Here is a 20,796-nt window from a genome sequence, read left to right on the forward strand (position 1 = left end):
GCCCTGCAGCAACTGCGCCAGCCGCCCGGCCAGCAGGTCCCAGCGCCAGGCCTCCTCCACCCAGCGCCGCCCGTTCTCGCCCAGCCGGCGGCGCAGCGCGCCGTCCGCGAGCAGCAGGGTCAGCTTCTGCGCCACCGCGGTCGCCGAGCCGCCCGGCACCACGAAGCCGGTCTCGCCCTCCAGCACCGCGTCCGGCGCCCCGCCGGAGTCCCCGGCCACCACCGGCAGGCCGGTGGCGGAGGCCTCCAGGTAGACGATCCCCAGCCCCTCCACGTCCAGCCCGCCGCGCCTGGTCCGGCACGGCATGGCGAACACGTCCCCGGCCCCGTAGTGGGCCGCCAGCTCCGCCCACGGCACCGGCCCGGTGAAGACCACCGAGTCGGCGACGCCGCGCGCCTGCGCGAGCTTGCGCAGCTCGGGCAGGTACGGGCCGCCGCCGACCACCAGCAGCACCGCCTCGGGCTGCTCCCGGAGCACCGCGGGCCAGGCCTCGATCAGCGTGTCCTGCCCCTTGCGCGGCACCACCCGGGAGACGCACACCACCACCGGGCGGTCCGTCAGCCCGAGCCGCGCGCGCACCTCGGCGCCGCCGGAGCCGGGGTGGAAGGTCTTCTCGTCCACCCCCGGCGGCAGGTGCGCCATCCGTGCCGCCGGGCCGGGGCCGACGGCCGCGGCGATCCGGGAGCGGGTGTACTCGCCCAGGTAGGTGAGCGTGTCGGTGCCCTCCCCGATCCGGCGCAGCAGCTGACGGGCCACCGGCAGCTGGGCCCAGGCGGCCTCGTGGCCGTGCGTCATGCCGAGCAGCCGCCGGGCGCCCGCACGGCGCAGTGCGGGCGCCATCAGGCCCAGCGGCGCCGCGGCGCCGAACCAGACCGTGTCGCAGCCCTCGGCGCGCAGGACCTGCGCCGCGCGCCGGGTCACCCGGGGCGTGGGCAGCAGCATCGTGCTGCGGTCCCGGATCACCGGGAACGGCTGCTCGGCGTCGAACGCGGCCACCTCCGAGCCGTCCCGCCAGGACGAGGCGTACACCACAATCGAGCCAGCCGGTTGGCGGACCGCCATGTTGTGGATGAACTGCTGGATTCCCCCTTGCCGCGGGGGAAAGTCGTTGGTGACGATGAGGGTTTTCGGCATACTGGCCACGGCTCGCTCGGTCGGGGGGTGCGCGGTACACCGCTCGCTGATCCGTACCATAGGTCACCGTGCCGATGCGGCGGGAACGGAGCGGCAGCCCGGAACCGTTGGCCCGCCGGGATCAGTCCTGGTCGGTGGAGTGTCGGCGAAGAGCGAGGGAGCGGTGGTGTTGGCGCAGGACGGCCAGGCCGGTCAGACCGGTAGCGGTGGTGTCGCCGTCGCCGCACCCCCATCACCGGGTGCCACCGCGGTCTCCGCGGCCGCCCCGGGGCGCGGCGCACTCTGGGGCCTGGGAGCCGGCTGGCTCGGCACCCGGACCCTGCTGGTGCTCACCGTGCTCGGCGTGCTCAAGCTCACCAGCCTGGACGTGACCACCGACGTCTCGGTGATCTACCACGGCTGGTACGAGGTGCTGCAGACCGGCACCTTCCCGATGGACGACGTGACCTGGCAGTACCCGCCCGGCGCCGCGCTGGTGATGCTGCTGCCCGGGCTGCTCCCCTGGTCCTACCTGATCTCCTTCTACGTGATCTGCGGCGTCTTCGACGCGCTGGCGATGGGCATGCTGGTCCGCTCCGGCCTGCGCAAGGGCCGCAGCTTCCTGGGCGCCTGGGTCTGGGTGGTCGGGGTGCCGCTGCTCGGGCCCACCGTCTACTGCCGCTACGACATCATCGTCACCGCGATCGCGGTGGCCGGACTGCTGGTGCTGCTCCGGCGGCCGGTGCTCGGCGGGTTCCTGCTCGGGCTCGGCGGACTGGTCAAGATCTGGCCGCTGCTGGCCCTGGCCGGCACCCCGCGCGGGCGGCGCACCCGGCGGTCCTGGACCGCGGCGCTGGCCGCGCTGAGCGGGCTGGCCTTCCTGCTGGCGGCCGGGATGAACGGCGCCTTCCAGTTCCTCACCTTCCAGGCCGACCGCGGCATCGAGGTGGAGTCGGTGGGCGCGCTGCCGCTGCACTTCGCCCGGCTGCTCGGCGGCTGGCACGGCCTGGTGTCGATGAACTACGGCTCGGTGGAGCTGCTCGGCCCGTGGGTCACCGTGATCTCCAAGGTCTCGATGGCCGCGACCGTGCTCGGCTTCGCCTGGCTGCTCTACTGGCGGCTGCGGGCCCGCCGCTGGCAGCCGTCCACCACCTACGACGCCGCGCTGGCCACGCTGCTGATCTTCACCGTGACCAGCCGGGTGATCAGCCCGCAGTACCTGGTCTGGCTGGTCGGCCTGGCCGCGGTCTGCCTGACCGTGCGGGGCAGCAGCCAGCGCCCGGTGGCGGCGATGGTGCTGGTGGCCACCCTGCTGACCACGCTGGAGTTCCCGATGGCCTTCGGCCAGGTGGTGAACAGCCAGCCCTGGGGCGTGACCGTGCTGGCCGCGCGCAACCTGCTGCTGGTGGCGGCCACCGTGGTCTCCTGCCGCCGGCTGTGGCTCTCCACCCGCGGCGACCAGGTCGCCACCCTGGTGCTGCCGCCCAGCACCCCCGACCACGGCTACCCGGTCCGCCCGGGCATCGCCTACGAGCAGAGCCTGCTGGACGACTGAGCGCCCGCCGCGGTCAGGCCTGCGGGGAGAGCTGGCGCTCGATCCAGGCCTGCCAGCGCTTGGTGAACTCGGCCAGCCCGTAGCCCAGCCGGGCCCGCAGCTGGGTGTCCAGCTGCTGGTCCCGGCCGGCCCCGGGACCGGCCGCGCCGATCCCCCGGTACAGCTCCACCAGGGCCGCCCGGCCGTGCTGCTGCGCGATCAGGTCGCAGGCCAGCCAGGACTGCTCGTAGGCCTGGGCGATCCCCTCGGCCCCGGCCGCGAAGTCGGCGTCGGTCGGCAGCGCGGTGGGGACCCGCCCCGCCGCCACGTCCTGGGTCAGCTCCGGCGCGATCTGCCGGGCGGTCCGCCCGGTGGCCAGGTAGCCGGTCCAGTCCGCCACCCCCTCGGAGAGCCAGAGCGGGGTCCACGGGTGGGTGTCCGCCCGGGTGGCCACGTGGGTGCACTCGTGCGTGATCACCACCTGCCGGCCGACCCCGCTCAGTTGCTTGAACGCCTCGGGGTTCACCAGCACGCGGTCCGCCGGGGTGCGCACCGGGGCGCCGGCCGCCGCGCTGGTCACCGCCGCTATCCCCTGGTAGCTGCCGGGGTCCACGCCGAGCAGGCGGGCGAACTGCTCCTCGGTGGCCGGCAGCTGCAGCACCAGCCGCTGCGGCCAGCCGCTCCCCCAGACCTCGGCGACCGCCGGGACCGCCCGGTCGGCCAGCCCCGCCAGCGTCGCCACGTCGACCGGCTCGGCCGGTCCGAGCACCAGGCAGTGCGAGCCGCGCACCGGCCGCACCGGTCCGAGGTCCCAGGGTGCGACGGCGCTCCCGGGCGCCGCGTCCTCCGCGCCCGGCCCGGCGCCGTCCCGCACGAAGCGCCGCTGCAGCACCGCCGGGTAGTCGTCGAAGCCGGTCAGCCGGTAGGACAGCTCGGCCCGCACCTCGGCGTCCGTCAGCCCGGTCACCCGGTACCCGAGCTCGGCCAGGTCCAGCCCGGCCAGTGGACCGGTCCGCAGCTGCTCGGCGTGCGCCGCCAGCAGCCCGGCCACCCGCGCCTGCGCGGCGCGCTCGCCGGTGGCGGGCGCCGGCGGTGCCGTCCGGGGCAGCGAGAGCTGCGCCAGCCCGCCGGCCGCTAGCAGCAGCGCGGCCCGCCGGGACAGCCCGCCGCGCCGCCCGGGCAGCGCGGCGGGCCCCGGGTCGGGGGCGGGCGAACCGGCGGACGGGTCGGCGGGGGGCCCCGCCGCGACGGACTGCTCGACGCTCAGGGCCGGACCACCGCCGCCACCGGCATCGCCGACACGCTCTCGTAGCGCACCCGGGCGCCGGGGTGCGGCGCGTGCACCACCGTTCCCCCGCCGGCGTACATGCCGACGTGGTGCATGTCGTTGAAGAAGATCACCAGGTCTCCCGGTCGCGCCTCGGACAGGCTCACCCGCTGCCCCCCGAAGGCCTGCTCCTGCGAGGTGCGCGGCAGGGTCACTCCGGCCTGCCGCCAACTCCAGTACATCAGACCCGAGCAGTCGAACGCGCCGGGTCCGGTCGCGCCGTACACGTACGGGGAGCCGATCCGGCTCATCGCCGCGGCCAGCGCGATCGCCGCCCGGTCCGAGGACGGGGGCAGGGTGCCCAGGTCGATCCGGTCGGTCCCCCGGGTGGCCCGCTGTTCGGCGTCCTTGGCGTCCTGCGCCACCAGCTGGTTGCGGTCGGCGGCGCTGAGCCCGTTCAGCAGCTGCTGGGCGCTCTTCAGCTTGGACTGCACCTGCTGCTTGCTCTGCGCCAGCGCGGCCCGCACCGCCTCCAGTTCGGCCAGCTTGCCGGTCGCCTCGGCGCGGCGCTGGTCGAGCCGGCGCTGCTGCTCGCGCACCTCGCGCAGCGAGTCCGCCCGCCGGCGGCCGTCCTGGGCCAGGCTGCGGGCCCGGGCCAGGTAGCCGTCCGGGTCGGAGGTGAGCATCAGCTGCACCCCCGGGTCCATCCCGCCGGCCCGGTACTGCGCCGCGGCCACCGCGGCCAGGTCGGCCCGCATGGTGTTGAGCGTGTCCTGGGCCACCGCCACCTGCTGCTGCAGGCTGCTCGCCTCGGTCTGCAGCCGGGCCGCCTCCTGCTCGGCGGCGGTCGACCGCTGCGAGGCCTGCTCGGCCTCGCCGTACAGCTGGTCCACCTGCGCCTGGACCTCGTTCTTGTCCGGGCGCGGCGAGGCCTGCGCCCCGGGGCCGGCCGTTATGGCCAGCGCCGTGGTCGCGGCGGCCGTGACCGCCAGCACTCTCGCGAGCCGGCGTGCGGCCCCCTGCTGCGGAGTACGGCCCGGGGACACCGGGCGCTGCGTCATCGCCATCGCCTGACGACTCCAATCGTCCAACTGAGGTCCGAGCGCAGACGTTAGCGAGTCAGGACGGACGAGTCCAAACCTCTACCGATACGAATATTTGATCCTCAATCGGACATTCAACCGGAAAGGGCCCGACTCCCTCGCGGGAGCCGGGCCCTTTCCGGCTGCTGGTCGCCGGGCGGTGCCGGCGGTGCGTCAGGGGCGCACGATGGCGGCGATCGGCATCACGGTGGCCGACTCGTAGCGCACCACGGCACCGGTGTGCGGGGCGTGGATGATCTGCCCGCCGCCCACGTAGATCGCCACGTGGTGCATGTCCTCGAAGTACACGATCAGGTCGCCGGGCTGCGCGTTGGCGATGTTGGTGCCCACGTTGGTGCCGGCCGAGGCCTGCTCCTGCGAGGTGCGCGGCAGCGAGACGCCGGCCTGCGCGTACGCCCACTGGGTCAGGCCCGAGCAGTCGAAGGTGCCGGGGCCGGTGGCGCCGTAGACGTACGGCGAGCCCAACTTCGAGACGGCGGCGGCGATCGCGGCCTGCGCGTGCGAGCCGGCCGGGACGGCGCTCAGGTCGGGGCGGGTGGTGTCCCGGGAGGCGGTCTGGCTCGGCGCGGCGGCCTTGGCCGCGGCGGCCTGGGCGTCGGCGGCGGCCTTCGCCTCCTGCGCGGCGATCGCCTGCTTCTGCTGCTCGGTCAGCGAGTTGAGCAGGTCCTGGGCCTTCTTCAGCTTGGCCTGGACGTCGTCCTTGGCGGCCTTCAGCTGGTTGGTGGTGGCGTCCAGCTCGGCGAGCTTGCCCTGCGCCTCGGCCTTGTCCTGGTCCAGCTTGCGCTGCTCGCCCTGGAGTTCCTTCAGGGACGAGGTCTGGCTGCTGTTCAGCTCGTTGAGCGAGCCGGCCTGGGTGAGGAAGGTGTCCGGGTGCGAGTTGAGCATCAACTGCACGGTCGGCGAGATGCCGCCGTTCGCGTACTGGTCCGCGGCCACCGAGGCGAGTCCGTACTGGAGGGTGGTGACCTGGTCCTGCTGGCGGGCCACCTGGTCCTGCAGGTCGCCGACCTGCTTCTGCAGCGTCTGCTGCTTGGCCTGGGCCCCCTCGTAGGCCTGGCTCGCCGCCTCGGCCTGGCCGTTCAGGTCGTCGACCTGGGCCTTGACCTGGTCCAGCGTGGGCGCCGGGTCGGCGTGCGCCGCTCCCTGCGTGGAGAGGGCGACTGCGGTGGCGGCTGCGGCGGTCAGGATCGACGCGCGTGTTCGGCCGACGGGCTTGGGACGACGATGGGACGCCACGAATCCTTCTTCCTACGACCGCCTACCGGGTGAGCTGACGGGTTCGGGCTGGAAGGCTGCCCTACGACGCCTCACCGACCTCGCGGCCGACCTGGCGCCGATTCACCCCGGAGGAACGTGTGGTTCCCCGGCTCCGGTCCACGGCTCCCCCGCAGGGGCTCCCCGTCGGGCAGTCAACTGCCCGTGCCGCTTTCCGGACTCGGCGGTAACCCCCGCTGCCACCCGGCCGGGTGGACGCCAAGACGGTGGGTCCGGATGACGACCCTAGTAACAGGTCCGTGATCTGTTCAAATCTTTGTCGGAAGAAACGCCCAACTTTGACTGTGGGTGATATGCGGATCACCGCGCGCTGATCGTGCGGCACACGAACAGGTGTCCCGGATCACAGCGAGCGGTTGACGGGCCCTCAGGCCGGCCCGGCGCCCGCCGACCCGACGGCGGGTCAGCGGGGGCGGGGTTCGAGGGAGGGCGGCGGGCGGCGCCGGGCGGACGGCCGGGGTCCGGCCGGCCCGGTCACGGCCGGCGGATCGCCGAGATGCTGCCGATCGAGGTGGCCTGCGCGACCCGGACCACGTCGCCGGTGTGCGGGGCGTGCACCGCCTGGCCGTTGCCGATGTACATCGCCACGTGGTGCAGGTCCTGGCCGTAGAAGATCAGGTCGCCCGGCTGGGCCTGGGCCAGGCTCGGCACCGCGGCGCCGACGTTGACCTGCTCGTAGGTGGTGCGCGGCAGCGAGACGCCGGCCTGCGCGTACGACCACTGGGTCAGGCCCGAGCAGTCGAAGGTGTTGGCGCCCGAGGCGCCCCACACGTAGGAGTGGCCCAGCTTGCTGAGCGCGGCCTGCACCGCGGCGGCGGCGTAGCCGGAGGCCGGCGGCAGGTTGATCGGCGGGCGCAGGTCGCTGCGCGAGGCGCGGTCCTCGGCCTGCAGCGCGGCCCGGTCCGAGGCGCTGAGCGAGTTCAGCAGCTTCTGCGCGGCGGTCAGCTTGGACTGGATGTCCGACTTGGCCTGGTTCAGCGCCTGGGTGGAGCGGTCCAGCTCGGCCAGCACGTCGGCCGCTTCCTTCTTCTCCTGGTCCAGCTTGCGCTGCTCGCCCTGCAGGCCCTTGAGCGCGTCGGTCTCGCTGGTGGTGGCCATCTGCATGCTGGAGGCCTGGGCCAGGTAGGACTGCGGGTCCGAGTTGAGCATCATCTGCACCGAGGGGTCGATGCCCCCGTTGCGGTACTGGTCGCCGGCCACCGCCGCGAGGCCGCCCTGCAGCTCGTTCACCTGCTGCTGGGTGCGGGCCACCTGGTCCTGCAGCTGGGAGGCCTGCTGGCGCAGCTGGTCGCCGCGCTCCTTCTCACCGTTGTACTTCTCGGTGGCCGCTTCCTGCTGGTTGTTCAGGTCGTCGATCTGCGCCTTGACCTGGTCCTTGGAGGGCGCGGGATCGGCGAAGGCGGCTCCGGTCTGCGCGGAGAGGGCGACCGCGGTCGCCGCAGCTGCGGTGAGCACGGACACCCGTGCGCGGCTCGGCTGCTTCGGACGGCGGTGCGACGCCACGGACTGCTCCTTCTTCTGCCGGCCTCACCCGATCGGATGAGTGACCGGAAAAATAGGTTTGACGCCAGACCCTAGTGAACATCAGATCTTCGCGCCACTCCCTCTTCGGGACGAACTACCTTTGGCCCAGCGTCTTTCACCGGGCCTTCACGCCCCCGTCGACGGGTCGTGGCCGAACGGTCCGCTCAGGTCCGCGACAGCCGGTTCAGCAGCAGCACCGAGGAGACCGGGCGCGCACCCGCTTTCCGCACACCGTCCGCCACCTCGCGGTCGGCCGACACCACCACCACCGGGCGGCCCTGCGGCTCGGCCCGGACCAGGCTGCGGATCAACTCGTCGGCAGTCTGCCCGGTCTTGCTGAACCGCACCCGCACGCCACGCGGGGGTGCCATGATGACCGGCACGTCCAGGTCCTGGCCGTCGAACACACAGGTGACCTCCGCCTGGGTGCGCTGGGCCAGCATCGCCAGCCCGCCCAGCAGGCGCAGCCGCTGCTGCTCCAGCGGCAGCGTCGGGTAGCCGGTCTTGGTGACGTTGTAGCCGTCCACCACCAGGTGCACCTGAGGGATCGCCAGCAGCTGGTCCAGCAGGGCCGGGTCGTCCTCGGCCAGGCCGCGCCGGGCCACGTCGTGCGGCGAGGCCGAGCCCGGCACCACCGCGTCCACCAGGTCCGCCGGGTGCAGCTGGGTGACCGGCAGCGCCAGCTCCCGCTGCAGGCCCTGGGCCGACTGCAGCACGGTGTCCAGCAGCAGCCGCAGCCGCATGTCCTCCACGCTGCGGCCCTCCCGGGCGGTGCGCCGGCCGGCCTCCAGGGTGCCCTCCAGCTCGGTCACCCGGTGCTTGAGCCGGCGGTTCTCGCCCTCCAGCGCGCTGCGCTCGCCGGCCGCTGCCGCCCGGGCCTCGGCCAGCTCGGCCGCCACCTTGCGGGTCTCGGCCTGGGCCCGGCGGGTGTCGCTCTCCAGCGTGCGCAGCCGCTTGCGCAGCCCGTCCAACTCCTTGCGGGTGCCCTCGCCCTCGGCCCGCTGGCGCTCCAGGTCGGCCTTGGCGAGCTGCCGGGTCGCGGCCAGTTCCTCCTGCAGCTTCTCCACCAGCCGGGCCGCCTCCGCGGCGGCGTCCTGCACGTCGGCGCGCTCCGCCTGCTCGCCGGCCTCGGCCACCAGCCTGGTCCAGCCGCGCGGGCGCAGCAGGTAGGCGGCGGCCGCCACGTCCAGCGGCTCGGCCGCGCCCGGCACCTGGCCGGCCTCCAGCGCCGTGACCAGCTCGGGCTGCCCCGCCCGCAGCCGGTCCGCTATCCGCGAGCGGAACACCGGGTCGGCCTCCAGCGCGGCGGCCAGCGCGGTGCCGGCGTACTTGGCCCGGCGGGCGGCGGTGAACTTGGCGTACGGGCGCAGCGAGGTCGGCAGGTCGGCGGCGGGCAGGCCGCCCAGCGCGTCGGCGGCCAGGCCGACCACCCGGCGGCGCACCCCCTCGGGCAGCGGCCGGTCCAACTGCTCGGGCGCCTCCTGCCCCGGCTCCTCGTCGCGGGGGTCGGAGCCGGGGACCTGGTCGGCGGCAGGCGGCGGTCCCTGGGGCTCGGCGGCCTGACTCGCTGCGTCCATGGCGTCCTCGGCTCCGATCCCTGGTCTGCTGACTCTCCCCCGGCCGTCGGCCGGGAGGTGCCCCCGCCGTCGGTGCGGGCAGGGTGCACCCCTCGGGGCAATTGTCTCGTGCGCGGTGCCCGGAAGAACACCGCACCGGGATCCGGTGCGGATCAGTCAGTGGTCTCGGCGTCCGGCCGCGGAACCAGCTCGACCTGGTCGACCGCGTTGCACCAGCGGCAGCGGATCGACTCCAGGGTCTCGGTCAGCACCTCGCGCTCCTCCACCTTGGCCTCGCCCGCCAGGTCCAGGTGCAGGTACTCCACCACCCGCGAGGACCGGGTCACGTCGAACCGGGTCAGGTTTCCGCACAGGGTGCAGCGCCAGCGGGTCTCGGCCGTGGGCACGGGGACGGTCATGGGGAGGGGGTCCTCTCGGCTGGGTCCCTGGTCCGGGCCGATGCGCCGGCCAGGGCTCCAGACTAGGGCCTGCCACCGCAGCTCAGGCCACCGCCTTCCGCACTGTGGACAGCTGCTGACCAGCTTTCGGACTCACTCGAACGCCGTACCGGGCGGTGTCGGGAGGGCCCGGGCGCGGAATGGATCGGGCCATGCTGCTCTCCCGGGCGCGGTCGGCGCCGCTGGTCAGCTACCTGCTGATCGCCGTCAACTGCCTGGTCCTGCTGGCCGGACCGAGCGGGCCGGCGCCCGGTTACGGGCGCACCCCCGCCGAGCGGGCCTGCGCCGCCCAGCGCTACCAGCAGCGGTGGGGCGCGGTGCCGGCGGAGCTGCTGACCGGCCGTCCGTTGACCGCCGCTCAGCTGGCCGGGGCCGCCGCCCCGCTGCCGCAGTGCCCGGTCCGGGCCACCCCGGGCAAGCTGCCCGCGCTCTCGGTGCTCAGCTCGATGTTCGTGCACGGCGGCTGGCTGCACCTGCTGGGCAACATGCTCTTCCTCTACGTCTTCGGCCCCGGGGTGGAGCAGCGGCTGGGGCGGACCCGGTTCCTCCTCTTCTACCTGGCGGCCGGCGCACTGGCCGCCTACGGCTACGCGGTCACCACCGGGACCGGGGCGGCCGGGCTGCGACCGCTGGTCGGCGCCTCGGGGGCGATCGCCGGGGTGCTCGGCGGCTACCTGCGGCTCTACCCCAGGGCCCGGGTCACCGCGCTGGTGCCGCTGCTGTTCTTCCTGCCGCTGCGCTTCCCGGCCTGGCTGGTGCTCGGCCTCTGGTTCGCGGTGCAGTGGTGGTCCGCGCACGACGGGTCGCCGGGCGTGGCCTACCCGGCCCACGTGATCGGCTTCGCCGGCGGATTCCTCGCCGTGTGGGCGGCCGGAGTGCGTGCCCGCTACGCTGACCGGACGTCCCCCGGGCTCCGGCCGGGGGTACCGCCACACCAGGGAGCGCCGCCGTGATCACCGCCATCGTGCTCATCAAGACCAGCGTGGACCGGATCCCCGAGATCGCCGAGGCGATCGCGGCGATCGACGGGGTCAGCGAGGTCTACTCGGTGACCGGCGGCTACGACCTGGTGGCCATGGTGCGGGTGCGCCGGCACGAGGACCTGGCGGACGTGATCCCCGGCCGGCTCAACAAGGTCCCCGGGGTCGCGCACACCGAGACCCAGATCGCCTTCCGCACCTACTCCCAGCACGACCTGGAGACCGCCTTCGCGATCGGCCTCGAAGGCTGAACCCGGCGCTGACGCCGGCTCAGCGCCGGGTGTCCGCCACGCAGCGCCCGCCCTCGTTGCGGTAGTTCCAGCGCGCGCCCGAGGTGGTCAGCTCGCGCACCGCGGCCAGGAACCGCTCCACGTGCTCCTCGGGGGTGCCGGCGCCGAAGCTGACCCGGATCGCGTTCAGGCTGCGCTCGCCCGGCAGCGAGGGCTCCGGCGCGCCGCACTGGGTCGGCTGGCGGTCCTGGCTGCCGAGCAGGGTCCGCACCAGCGGGTGCGCGCAGAACAGCCCGTCCCGCACGCCGATCCCGTACTCCGCCGAGAGCGCCGCCGCGAAGTGCGAGCTGTTCCAGCCGCGCACCACGAACGAGAGCACCCCGACCCGGGGCGCGTAGCCGCCGAACAGGTTGAGCACGGTCACCTCGGGGATCTCGGCCAGCCCGGCCTCCAGCCGCTCGACCAGTGCCTGCTCACGGCGCTCCAGCTGGTCGAAGCCGGCCTCGGTCAGCGCCCGGCAGGCGGCGGCGATCGCGTAGGCGCCGATCACGTTGGGCGAGCCGGCCTCGTGCCGGGCCGGGCCCGACTGCCACTCGACCGCGATCGACCCGTTGGGCTCGCGGGCCACGGTCCGCGAGGCCCCGCCGCCGGCCAGGTAGGGCTCGGCCGCGTCCAGCCAGTCCGCCCGCCCGGCCAGCACGCCGGCGCCGAACGGGGCGTAGAGCTTGTGGCCGGAGAAGGCGATCCAGTCCACGTCCAGCTCGCGCACCGAGACCCGGTGGTGCGGGGCCAGCTGCGCCGCGTCCAGCACCACCCGGGCGCCGCGCCGGTGCGCCACCTCGGTCAGCTCGGCCACCGGCCACAGCTCGCCGGTCACGTTGGAGGCGCCGGTGACGCAGAACAGGCGCGGGCCCGAGGAGTGCGCGGTCAGCGCCGCGTCGAGCGCGGCCACCGCCTCGGCGTGCGACCGCGGCGCCCGCAGGTACATCACCTCCAGGCCGGCGTGCTGCCAGGGCAGCAGCGAGGCGTGGTGCTCGGTCTCGAAGGCGAACACCCGGGTGCCCGCCGGCACCGCGCCGGCCAGCAGGTTGAGCGAGTCGGTGGTGGCCCGGGTGAAGACCACCTGGTCGTCCTCGCGCAGGTCCAGGAACTCGGCCACGGTGCGCCGGCTCTGCTCGAACAGGTCGGTGGAGAGCTGCGAGAGGTAGCCGGCGCCGCGGTGCACGCTGCCGTAGTAAGGGGCGTACGCCGCCACGTCGTCCCAGACCCGCTGCAGGGCCGGCGCGCTGGCCGCGTAGTCGAGGGCCGCGTAGCCGACCTTCTCGCCGGAGACCAGCGGCACCTGGACGTCGGAGCCGAGCACGGCGAGCGGGGCGCAGAGATCGAGAGAGGTCGACATGGCGGAACACTCCTTCTGGGGTCTGGACCCCGGGAGTGCGACATGCCGGTGGTCCGCGCTTGCCACACGGACTCGTCGCCGTCTGGCCCGGTCTTCACCCAGGGCACCCCGCCACGGACGGAGGGTTGCCGGACAGCAAGCTGGGGCTTGTCGCGCTGTCACTCATGACCTGGTGCAGACTCTATGCAGACGACTCTCCGACGGTCAAACACCGTCCCGCCATCCGGACGCAACGGCGACGGGGTCCGGCGGCCGCCGGACCCCGTCGCTGCTGACGGCGGATCAGCGCTGGGTCGCCTCGGACCAGCGCTTGAGCACGTCCCGGCCGGCGCCGGAGTCGATGGCGGCGGCGGTGCGGCGCATCGCGGCGGCCAGCTGCTCGACCAGCGGGGCCCCGGTCAGGTCCAGCGCGACCAGCGCGGCGGCCGAGTTGAGCACCACCGCGTCCCGCACCGGGCCCGGCTCGCCGGCCAGCAGGCGGTGCGCCACCTGGGCGTTGAACTCGGGGTCGCCGCCGCGCAGCGCCTCGATCGGGACCGGCTCGATGCCCAGCTCGCGCGGGTCGAGCACGGTCTCGGTCACCGCCCCGTCCCGCACCAGCCAGACCCGCGAGGTGGTGCAGACGGTCAGCTCGTCCAGCCCGTCGTCGCCGCGGAAGACCAGCGCGGTGGAGCCGCGCTCGGCCAGCACCCCGGCGATCAGCCCGGCCAGCCGGGTGTCGAAGCAGCCCACGGCGTGCGCGGTCACCCTGGCCGGGTTGGTCAGCGGGCCCAGGATGTTGAAGGCGGTGGGCACCCCGAGGTCGCGCCGGGGCGCGGCCGTGTGCCGCATCGCGGGGTGGAACTTGGCCGCGAAGCAGAAGGTGATGCCGGCCTCCTCGGCCACCTCGGCCACCCGGCGGGCGCTCAGGTCCAGCCGCACCCCGAGCCGCTCCAGCACGTCGGAGGAGCCGCTGGCCGAGGAGGCCGCCCGGTTGCCGTGCTTGACCACCTTGGCGCCGGCCGCGGCCGCCACGATCGCCGACATGGTGGAGATGTTGACCGTCTTGGCCCGGTCGCCGCCGGTCCCGACGATGTCCACCGCCGGGCCGGGGATGTCCAGCGGCTCGGCGTGCGCGTACATCGCCTCGACCAGGCCGGCGATCTCGTCGACCGTCTCGCCCTTGGCCCGCAGCGCGACCATGAAGCCGGCCACCTCCACCGGGCCGGCCTCGCCGCTCATGATCCGGTCCATCGCCCAGGCGGTCTGCGACCGGTCCAGGTCGGTGCCGTTCAGCAGGGCGGTCAGCAGGTCCGGCCAGGTGCGGACCGCCTGCGCGGGGTCCGGACCGCCGTTCGCAGGGTGCACGTTCACCATCGCCGGCTCCACGTCTGTATGCCTGTGTATAGGGACGCCGCCAGCCTAGCGAGCGCGAGCGGGCCGCCGTCCCGGGGACGGCGGCCCTTCTCTCCTGCTGAGACGTCGCGCTCCGCCGTCCGGCACCGCCGGTCTTGCGCAGCGGGACGGGCGGCCGGACGGACCCGGATCAGTGCGCCAGTGCCCGCCCGGCCAGCCGGCTGCGCAGCAGCGCGGCGACCGCCTCGGCGAGCGCCACCGGGTCCACCGGCTGCGAGATCGCCGCGTCCGCCCGGCTCCAGGCGGCCAGCCAGCTGTCCTGCGGACGGCCGATCAGCACCAGCACCGGCGGGCAGCCGTAGATCTCGTCCTTCACCTGCCGGGCCAGCCCGAGCCCGCCGGCCGGCACCGCCTCACCGTCGAAGACGCACAGGTCCACCCCGCCCTTCTCCAGTGCACGCAGCACCGCCGGCGTGGTCGCGCACTCCAGGAAGGTCAGTTCCGGCAGGTCCGCGGCCGGGCGGGTGCCCAGCGCCGACGTCACCTGCGCGCGGGTGTTGCGGTCGTCGCTGTAGACGAGGACGGTGAGCGTCTCGTCGCTGTGCTGCGTCATCGGCCCTGCTCCCAGAAGTCAGAGGAATGTGATCCGGACCACGTCCACCACCTCCGGATGCTACTCCCGATCACCCGTCCCGGTGAGCCTGCGGCACGATCTGCTCCCCTTCTTTCCCTTGCCCGTGCTGGCGCCCCGGTGCGGGCCGTCACCCTCCCGAGCGAGGGCGCGTCACCCCGGCCCCCCGATCCCCTCCTGACGGGCCGTCGGAGATGACCCTTCGTGAGCCGGTGGACGGGTGCAGCCATCCGGGCATACCGCACGCACCGGACACTCCGAGGAAGACCCCCCGGCGTGAAGACGGAATAAGGGACCGACATAATGTCGGTCGTGGCGACAGCAACAGCAACAGAAACCGGGCACGCGCATGGATCGGTCAACCGACCGAACATGACCAGCGTCGGAACCATCGTCTGGCTGAGTTCCGAGCTGATGTTCTTCGCGGCCCTCTTCGCGATGTACTTCACGGCGCGTTCCGTGAAGGGGCCAGACTTCTGGGCCGAGAAGGCGCATGCCCTCAACGTCCCCTTCTCCTCCGTGAACACCACGATCCTGGTGCTCTCCTCGGTCACCTGCCAGCTCGGCGTGTTCGCCGCCGAGCGCGGTGACGTGAAGAAGCTCCGCTCCTGGTTCTCGGTGACCTTCGTCATGGGCGCGATCTTCATCGGCGGCCAGATCTACGAGTACACCTCGCTGGTGAAGAAGGACCACCTCTCGTTGTCCTCCGACCCGTACGGCACGGTGTTCTACCTGACCACCGGCTTCCACGGCCTCCACGTGACGGGCGGTCTGATCGCCTTCCTGCTGGTCCTGGGACGGACCTACGCCGCGAAGCGGTTCACGCACGAGCAGGCCACCGCGGCGATCGTCGTGTCGTACTACTGGCACTTCGTCGACGTGGTCTGGATCGGCCTCTTCGCGACCATCTACCTGATCAAGTAACCGATCAGGTCGCTGGCCGCGCGGCCGGGACCCGCCTGCCCACGCGGCAACGGGTCCATTTGTCCGTGCCCTGCCCCCTGCCGATGCCGTACGGCACCGGGCCCTCCCAGACCAGCCGACCAGATCCTGACACCGGGGTATTCCGTGAAAAAGCTCTCCGCACGACGGCGCCACCCACTGGCGGCGCTGGTCGTCCTAATCTTCGCCCTCGTGGCCGCCGGGGGGCTGTACTACAGCTTCGCGCCCGCTCAGACGGCGCAGGCCGACAGCTCCGCGCAGTCGCTCGCCATCGACGAGGGCAAGAAGCTCTTCGCCGTCGGCTGCTCCTCCTGCCACGGCCTCAACGGCCAGGGCAGCAGCATGGGCCCGAGCCTGGTCGGCGTGGGTTCCGCCGCGGTCGACTTCCAGGTCGGCACCGGCCGGATGCCCGCGCAGCAGCCGGGCGCGCAGGTCCCGAAGAAGAAGAACATCTACAGCCAGGACCAGATCGACCAGCTGGCCGCCTTCGTCGCCTCGCTCGGCCCCGGCCCGGTGACGCCGACCAAGGACCAGTACACCGCGACCGAGACCGACGCCATCTCCAAGGGCGGCGAGCTGTTCCGCACCAACTGCTCGCAGTGCCACAACTTCGCCGGCGCCGGCGGTGCTCTGACGCAGGGCAAGTACGCCCCGTCGCTGGAGAACGTCGACCCGAAGCACATCTACGAGGCCATGCAGACCGGCCCGCAGAACATGCCGGCGTTCCCGGACAGCACCATGCCGGAGAAGCAGAAGCAGGAGATCGTCGCCTTCGTGCGGTACCAGGCCAACGAGGCGCCCAACCCCGGTGGTCTCTCGCTCGGCAGCCTCGGTCCGGTGACCGAGGGCCTGTTCGGCTGGATCTTCGGTCTCGGTGCCCTGATCGCCATCGCCATCTGGGTCGCCGCTCACACCACCAAGGCCAAGAAGTCATGAGCCACGACATGTCAGACGAGAAGCTGCCGGCGCACGACGCCGCCCACGGCCACGGCGAGACCGCCGTCGCCGACAACCCGTTCGCGGACCCGGGCCTGCCGGCCCACCAGCCGCGCCGGACCGACATCGACGAGCGGGCCGCCAAGCGGGCCGAGCGCCAGGTGTCCCTGTTCTTCCTCGTGTCGATGCTGGCGACCGTCGGCTTCATCGCCTCCTACGTGGCGATCGACCCGGACAAGATCGTCTACATCTTCCCGCTGGGCCACATCAGCGCGATGAACTTCGCGCTGGGCATGACCCTGGGTGTGGCGCTCTTCTGCATCGGCGCGGGCGCGGTCCACTGGGCCCGCACCCTGATGTCGGACGTGGAGCACCCCGCCGAGCGGCACGCGATCGAGGCCGACGACGAGGTCCGCGCGGACGTCATCGAGCAGTTCAAGACCGGCGCCGCCGAGTCCGGCTTCGGCCGCCGCAAGATGCTCCGCAACACCCTGATCGGCTCGATGGCCCTGGTGCCGCTGTCCGGTGTGGTGCTGCTGCGCGACCTCGGTCCGCTGCCGGAGAAGAAGCTGATCCACACCGGCTGGGAGGAGGCCACCCCGGCCACCCCGATCCGGCTGATCAACATGAACACCAACGAGCCGATGCTGGCCTCCGACATCCTGGTCGGCTCGCTGACGTTCGCCAAGCCCGGTCCGTCGGCCCTGCGCCCGGCCGGTCTGCAGGAGTCCGACGAGGACTTCCAGCAGGCGATCGCCAAGGACGCGCTGATGCTCATCCGCATCCAGCCGGAGGACATCAAGGACCAGAAGTCCGCCGAGCTGGGCTTCGAGGGCGTGCTCGCCTACTCCAAGATCTGCACCCACGTCGGTTGCCCGATCTCGCTGTACGAGCAGCAGACCCACCACGCGCTCTGCCCCTGCCACCAGTCGACCTTCGACCTGTCGGACGGCGCCCGCGTCATCTTCGGCCCGGCCGGGCACCCGCTGCCGCAGCTGAAGATCACCACCGATGCCTCGGGCTACCTGATCGCCACCGAGGACTTCGCCGAGCCCGTCGGCCCGAGCTTCTGGGAGCGCCGCGCATGAGTTCCGCGACCGGCAACAAGCAGGCCGCCGCGCCGGCCAGTACCCGCGCCAAGCCCGCCAACAAGGCGGAGGCGGCCGCGGACTACCTGGACGGCCGGCTGGGGATCTACTCCCTGGCCAAGGCCAACCTGCGCAAGATCTTCCCGGACCACTGGTCCTTCATGCTGGGCGAGATCTGCCTCTACACCTTCATCATCATCATCCTGACGGGCGTGTACCTGACGCTCTTCTTCAAGCCGAGCATGGGCGAGGTCGTCTACAACGGCTCCTACGCCCCGCTCGACGGCATCAAGATGTCGGAGGCCTACGCCTCGACGCTGAACATCAGCTTCGAGGTCCGCGGTGGTCTGCTGATCCGTCAGATCCACCACTGGGCCGCCATCGTCTTCGTCGCGGCGATGTTCGTGCACATGATGCGCGTCTTCTTCACCGGCGCGTTCCGCAAGCCCCGCGAGATCAACTGGATCTTCGGCTTCCTGCTGCTCTTCCTGGGCTTCTTCGACGGCTTCCTCGGGTACTCGCTCCCCGACGACCTGCTCTCCGGCACCGGTATCCGGTTCATGGAGGGCGCCATCCTGGCCGTCCCGCTGGTGGGTACCTACCTGTCGTTCTTCCTCTTCGGCGGGGAGTTCCCCGGCACCGACATCGTGCCGCGGTTCTTCACCATCCACGTGCTGCTGATCCCGGGCGTCATGCTCGGCCTGCTGGTGGCGCACCTGATCCTGGTCTTCTACCACAAGCACACCCAGTGGGCGGGCCCGGGCAAGACCGAGAAGAACGTGGTCGGCATGCCGCTCATGCCGGTCTACATGGCCAAGGCCGGCGGCTTCTTCTTCCTGGTCTTCGGCATCGTCGCGGCGATGTCCGCGATCGCCTCGGTCAACCCGGTCTGGGCCTACGGCCCGTACCGTCCGGACCAGGTCTCCACCGACGCCCAGCCCGACTGGTACATGGGCTTCGCCGAGGGTCTGATCCGCGTCATGCCGGGTTGGGAGGTCCGGGCCTGGGGCCACACCCTGAACCTGGGCGTCTTCATCCCGCTGATGCTCTTCCCGCTGGTGCTGGTGGCCATCGCGGTCTACCCGTTCATCGAGAGCTGGATCACCGGCGACAAGCGCGAGCACCACATCCTGGACCGCCCGCGCAACGCCCCGGTGCGCACCGCGCTCGGCGCCGCCTGGATCAGCCTGTACCTGGTGCTGCTCTCCGGCGGTGGCAACGACCTGATCGCGACCCACTTCCACCTGTCGCTGAACGACATCACGTACTTCGTGCGGGTGGGCTCGTTCGTGGTCCCGGTCGTCGTCTTCATCGTCACCAAGCGCTGGTGCCTCGGCCTGCAGCGCCGTGACAAGGACAAGGTGCTGCACGGTCGCGAGACCGGTGTCATCAAGCGGCTCCCGCACGGCGAGTTCATCGAGGTGCACGCCCAGCTCCCGCAGGACAAGCTGCACACGCTCACCTCGCACGAGCAGTACGAGCCGGTCGAGCTGCCGGCCGCGACCGACGAGAACGGTGTCGCCCGCAAGGTCGGCCTGATCACCAAGACGCGGGCCAAGCTCTCCGGTTCGATGTTCGGCGAGAACAGCCAGATCCCGAAGCCGACCGTCGAGGAGCACCACGAGATCACCAGCGGCCACGGCCACCACTGATCTCCCCCGGTCGCCCCGGCGACCGTGACGATGTCAGCCACCTGAGGGCCGTTGCCCGGCAGTTCGCCGGGCAGCGGCCCTTGGCATATGCTCCGGCAGAACGGGCTGATCGCCCGTCAGTGAGGAGAGTCACAGGTGCAGTTGAGCATCGACCACGCGGCCGCCACGCCCCCGTACGAGCAGCTGCGCTCGCAGATCGCCGAACAGGCCAGGACCGGCGACCTGCCGGCCGGGCTGAAGCTGCCGACCGTGCGCGCGCTGGCCGAGCAGCTGGGCCTGGCGGCGAACACCGTGGCCCGGGCCTACCGCGAGCTGGAGGCGGACGGCGTGGTGGAGACCCACGGGCGGCGCGGCACCCAGGTGGCCGCGGTCGGCGACACCGCGCACCGGCTGGCCGCCTCGGCCGCGCACGAGTTCGCCGAGCGGGCGCAGCGGCTGGGGATCACCCGCGACGAGGCCCAGGCGGCCGTCAGCGGCGCACTGGACCTCGTCTACCGGGAGCGCTGAGCGCGGCTCAGACCTGGGGCCGCAGCGTGGCGGCGGCGGAGACCGTCTCCGGCGGGGCGTCGGTGGTCACCGACCGGCCCAGCGCGCTGCCCTTGAGCCAGTCGGTCCAGCTCAGGTTCCAGTCCCCGAAGCCGTTGCCGAACGGCTCCATCGGGTGGCCCTTGCTGTTGACCACCTGGACGATGTCGCCGACCCGGGTCTGCTCGTAGAACCAGCGGGCGTTGTCGGTGCTCATCCCGGTGCAGCCGTGGCTGACGTTGTCCACGCCCTGCGAGGCCACCGACCAGGGCGCGGCGTGCACGTACTCCCCGCTCCAGGTCACCCGGGTGGCCCACTCCACCTTGAGGTCGTACGCCTCGCTGCTGCCCTTGGCGATCCCGATGGTCTCGCTGCTCATCTGGACCTGGCGCTCCTGGCCGAGCACCACCTTGATCCCGTTGCGGGTGTCGAAGCCGGGCTTGCCGGTGGTCACCGGGATGGTGTTCACCACCTGGCCGTTGCGCTTGAAGGTGAGCTGGTCGCTGGCCGCGTCCACGATCGCCTCGACCCGGTCGCCGACCGTGAACGCCAGCGAGCTCGGCGCCCCGCCGTAGAGCTGGCCGTCGATGGAGCGGCCCTGGGCGTTCCAGGCCAGCTTCACCTTGGCCCCGGCCGGCCAGTAGTCCTTCGGGCGGAAGTGCAGGTTCTTGCCGTCCACCCAGTACCAGGCGCCGACCACCGCGGGCTGCGAGGAGACGGTGAGCGACTGCTCCACCTCGCGCCGCGCGGCCGGGTCGGTGACGGCCTCGGAGAGCTGCACGGTCAGCGGCTCGCCCACCCCGTAGGTGTCCCGGCCCAGGTCCGGGCCGAGGGTGGCGGTCAGCAGCCGGCCGGCCTGCTCGGTGGTGAAGTCGGCGGTGGTCTCACCGCGCCCGCCGTGGCCGTCGGTGGCCGCGATCCGGGCGGTGTAGTGGGTGCCGGGGGCCAGCGGGCCGGTGGTGTGCCAGCCGTGCCCGTCGGCGTCCAGCACCCCGGCCACCTGGCGCCCGTCCGGGCCGCTCAGCGTCACGTCGGTCAGGCTGCCGCCCGTCTGGACGGTCACCGTGAAGGGCTTGCCCGGATCGGTCTGCGCGGCGGCCGAGGTGTGCACCAACCGGCTCGCGTCGATCACGTGCGGCGGGGACGCCGCCGCACCCTGGGAGCCGCCGCCCGAGCAGGCCGCCAGCGGCGTCGCCAGCAGCGGCGCCAGGGCCAGCCATATCCGACCGCGCGGGCCGCTGCCGGCCC

Annotated in this window: 19 protein-coding genes and 2 riboswitches; of the genes, 8 read left to right on the forward strand and 11 right to left on the reverse strand. The window is 72.8% G+C overall.

The genetic code is table 11. The features are described 5' to 3' along the window. On the reverse strand, positions 1 to 1,134 hold a 1,134-nt coding region (locus ACFW1A_RS17920), incomplete at its 3' end, for a glycosyltransferase family 4 protein (RefSeq protein WP_380410048.1). Positions 1,135 to 1,300: 166 nt separating this feature from the next. Between ACFW1A_RS17920 and ACFW1A_RS17925 the strand changes: the two genes are divergently transcribed. Continuing rightward, a complete protein-coding gene (locus tag ACFW1A_RS17925) occupies positions 1,301 to 2,668 on the forward strand; it encodes a glycosyltransferase 87 family protein (RefSeq protein ID WP_380410049.1) in 1,368 nt (455 codons plus the stop codon). A gap of 13 nt (positions 2,669 to 2,681) precedes the next feature. On the opposite strand, the gene ACFW1A_RS17930 is transcribed toward ACFW1A_RS17925, so the two are convergent. From ACFW1A_RS17930 to ACFW1A_RS17955, 6 genes are all read right to left on the reverse strand, one after another. Continuing rightward, entirely contained in the window at positions 2,682 to 3,698 is a 1,017-nt protein-coding gene (locus ACFW1A_RS17930) for a hypothetical protein (RefSeq protein ID WP_380410050.1), read from the reverse strand. Between the two features lie 212 nt (positions 3,699 to 3,910). Next, on the reverse strand, positions 3,911 to 4,981 hold the full coding sequence (locus ACFW1A_RS17935; RefSeq protein WP_380410051.1) for an NlpC/P60 family protein: 1,071 nt from the start codon (positions 4,979 to 4,981) through the stop codon (positions 3,911 to 3,913). A 189-nt stretch (positions 4,982 to 5,170) separates the two neighbouring features. Then, a complete protein-coding gene (locus ACFW1A_RS17940) occupies positions 5,171 to 6,253 on the reverse strand; it encodes an NlpC/P60 family protein (RefSeq protein ID WP_380410052.1) in 1,083 nt (360 codons plus the stop codon). A gap of 3 nt (positions 6,254 to 6,256) precedes the next feature. Continuing rightward, a riboswitch (cyclic di-AMP (ydaO/yuaA leader) is annotated at positions 6,257 to 6,409 on the reverse strand. A 357-nt stretch (positions 6,410 to 6,766) separates the two neighbouring features. Next, the gene (locus ACFW1A_RS17945) at positions 6,767 to 7,795 is read right to left on the reverse strand and encodes an NlpC/P60 family protein (protein WP_380410053.1); all 1,029 of its coding nucleotides are present in this window, start codon (positions 7,793 to 7,795) and stop codon (positions 6,767 to 6,769) included. Between the two features lie 185 nt (positions 7,796 to 7,980). Beyond that, entirely contained in the window at positions 7,981 to 9,393 is a 1,413-nt protein-coding gene (locus tag ACFW1A_RS17950) for an NYN domain-containing protein (protein ID WP_380410054.1), read from the reverse strand. A gap of 152 nt (positions 9,394 to 9,545) precedes the next feature. Next, positions 9,546 to 9,791 (reverse strand): hypothetical protein, encoded by a 246-nt coding sequence (locus ACFW1A_RS17955; protein ID WP_380410055.1) that lies wholly within the window; start codon positions 9,789 to 9,791, stop codon positions 9,546 to 9,548. A 191-nt stretch (positions 9,792 to 9,982) separates the two neighbouring features. Here ACFW1A_RS17955 and ACFW1A_RS17960 point away from each other — a divergent pair, with 191 nt between their 5' ends. Next, positions 9,983 to 10,783 (forward strand): rhomboid family intramembrane serine protease, encoded by an 801-nt coding sequence (locus ACFW1A_RS17960; protein WP_380410056.1) that lies wholly within the window; start codon positions 9,983 to 9,985, stop codon positions 10,781 to 10,783. Next, positions 10,780 to 11,061, forward strand: a complete 282-nt coding sequence (locus tag ACFW1A_RS17965; protein ID WP_380410057.1) for an Lrp/AsnC family transcriptional regulator — start codon at positions 10,780 to 10,782, stop codon at positions 11,059 to 11,061. Before ACFW1A_RS17960 ends, ACFW1A_RS17965 begins: the two co-directional genes overlap by 4 nt. 19 nt (positions 11,062 to 11,080) lie before the next feature. On the opposite strand, the gene ACFW1A_RS17970 is transcribed toward ACFW1A_RS17965, so the two are convergent. The 3 genes from ACFW1A_RS17970 to ACFW1A_RS17980 form a co-directional block, all read right to left on the reverse strand. Then, positions 11,081 to 12,439 carry an aminotransferase class V-fold PLP-dependent enzyme gene (locus ACFW1A_RS17970; RefSeq protein WP_380410058.1) on the reverse strand — a complete coding sequence of 453 codons (1,359 nt, stop codon included), beginning with the start codon at positions 12,437 to 12,439 and terminating at the stop codon, positions 11,081 to 11,083. Positions 12,440 to 12,489: 50 nt separating this feature from the next. Then, positions 12,490 to 12,609: riboswitch (SAM riboswitch) on the reverse strand. 112 nt (positions 12,610 to 12,721) lie between these two features. Beyond that, positions 12,722 to 13,795, reverse strand: coding sequence for an anthranilate phosphoribosyltransferase (trpD, locus tag ACFW1A_RS17975; RefSeq protein ID WP_380410059.1), 1,074 nt, complete (start codon positions 13,793 to 13,795; stop codon positions 12,722 to 12,724). Positions 13,796 to 13,964: 169 nt separating this feature from the next. Then, the gene (locus tag ACFW1A_RS17980) at positions 13,965 to 14,387 is read right to left on the reverse strand and encodes a hypothetical protein (RefSeq protein ID WP_380410060.1); all 423 of its coding nucleotides are present in this window, start codon (positions 14,385 to 14,387) and stop codon (positions 13,965 to 13,967) included. 321 nt (positions 14,388 to 14,708) lie between these two features. Between ACFW1A_RS17980 and ACFW1A_RS17985 the strand changes: the two genes are divergently transcribed. The 5 genes from ACFW1A_RS17985 (at position 14,709) to ACFW1A_RS18005 (ending at position 19,530) form a co-directional block, all read left to right on the forward strand. Continuing rightward, on the forward strand, positions 14,709 to 15,329 hold the full coding sequence (locus tag ACFW1A_RS17985) for a heme-copper oxidase subunit III (protein ID WP_380410061.1): 621 nt from the start codon (positions 14,709 to 14,711) through the stop codon (positions 15,327 to 15,329). Between the two features lie 144 nt (positions 15,330 to 15,473). Next, the gene (locus tag ACFW1A_RS17990) at positions 15,474 to 16,283 is read left to right on the forward strand and encodes a c-type cytochrome (RefSeq protein ID WP_380410062.1); all 810 of its coding nucleotides are present in this window, start codon (positions 15,474 to 15,476) and stop codon (positions 16,281 to 16,283) included. A gap of 8 nt (positions 16,284 to 16,291) precedes the next feature. Continuing rightward, on the forward strand, positions 16,292 to 17,371 hold the full coding sequence (locus ACFW1A_RS17995; protein WP_380410063.1) for a Rieske 2Fe-2S domain-containing protein: 1,080 nt from the start codon (positions 16,292 to 16,294) through the stop codon (positions 17,369 to 17,371). Further along, on the forward strand, positions 17,368 to 19,023 hold the full coding sequence (locus ACFW1A_RS18000; protein ID WP_380410064.1) for a cytochrome bc complex cytochrome b subunit: 1,656 nt from the start codon (positions 17,368 to 17,370) through the stop codon (positions 19,021 to 19,023). Before ACFW1A_RS17995 ends, ACFW1A_RS18000 begins: the two co-directional genes overlap by 4 nt. 135 nt (positions 19,024 to 19,158) lie before the next feature. Further along, positions 19,159 to 19,530, forward strand: coding sequence for a GntR family transcriptional regulator (locus tag ACFW1A_RS18005; RefSeq protein WP_380410065.1), 372 nt, complete (start codon positions 19,159 to 19,161; stop codon positions 19,528 to 19,530). 7 nt (positions 19,531 to 19,537) lie between these two features. On the opposite strand, the gene ACFW1A_RS18010 is transcribed toward ACFW1A_RS18005, so the two are convergent. After that, entirely contained in the window at positions 19,538 to 20,770 is a 1,233-nt protein-coding gene (locus ACFW1A_RS18010) for an Ig-like domain-containing protein (RefSeq protein ID WP_380410072.1), read from the reverse strand. Between the last annotated feature and the right edge of the window lie 26 nt (positions 20,771 to 20,796).

This window comes from Kitasatospora sp. NPDC058965, assembly GCF_042741245.1.
GTDB lineage: Bacteria > Actinomycetota > Actinomycetes > Streptomycetales > Streptomycetaceae > Kitasatospora.

Excerpts from the sequence above, each read along its gene's own strand:
- ACFW1A_RS17935 (WP_380410051.1), bottom strand. The coding sequence starts at position 4,981 with ATGGCGATGACGCAGCGCCCGGTGTCCCCGGGCCGTACTCCGCAGCAG.
- ACFW1A_RS17950 (WP_380410054.1), bottom strand. The coding sequence starts at position 9,393 with ATGGACGCAGCGAGTCAGGCCGCCGAGCCCCAGGGACCGCCGCCTGCC.
- ACFW1A_RS17955 (WP_380410055.1), bottom strand. The coding sequence starts at position 9,791 with ATGACCGTCCCCGTGCCCACGGCCGAGACCCGCTGGCGCTGCACCCTG.
- ACFW1A_RS17960 (WP_380410056.1), top strand. The coding sequence starts at position 9,983 with ATGCTGCTCTCCCGGGCGCGGTCGGCGCCGCTGGTCAGCTACCTGCTG.
- ACFW1A_RS17970 (WP_380410058.1), bottom strand. The coding sequence starts at position 12,439 with ATGTCGACCTCTCTCGATCTCTGCGCCCCGCTCGCCGTGCTCGGCTCC.
- trpD (WP_380410059.1), bottom strand. The coding sequence starts at position 13,795 with ATGGTGAACGTGCACCCTGCGAACGGCGGTCCGGACCCCGCGCAGGCG.
- ACFW1A_RS17980 (WP_380410060.1), bottom strand. The coding sequence starts at position 14,387 with ATGACGCAGCACAGCGACGAGACGCTCACCGTCCTCGTCTACAGCGAC.
- ACFW1A_RS17985 (WP_380410061.1), top strand. The coding sequence starts at position 14,709 with ATGTCGGTCGTGGCGACAGCAACAGCAACAGAAACCGGGCACGCGCAT.
- ACFW1A_RS17995 (WP_380410063.1), top strand. The coding sequence starts at position 16,292 with ATGTCAGACGAGAAGCTGCCGGCGCACGACGCCGCCCACGGCCACGGC.
- ACFW1A_RS18000 (WP_380410064.1), top strand. The coding sequence starts at position 17,368 with ATGAGTTCCGCGACCGGCAACAAGCAGGCCGCCGCGCCGGCCAGTACC.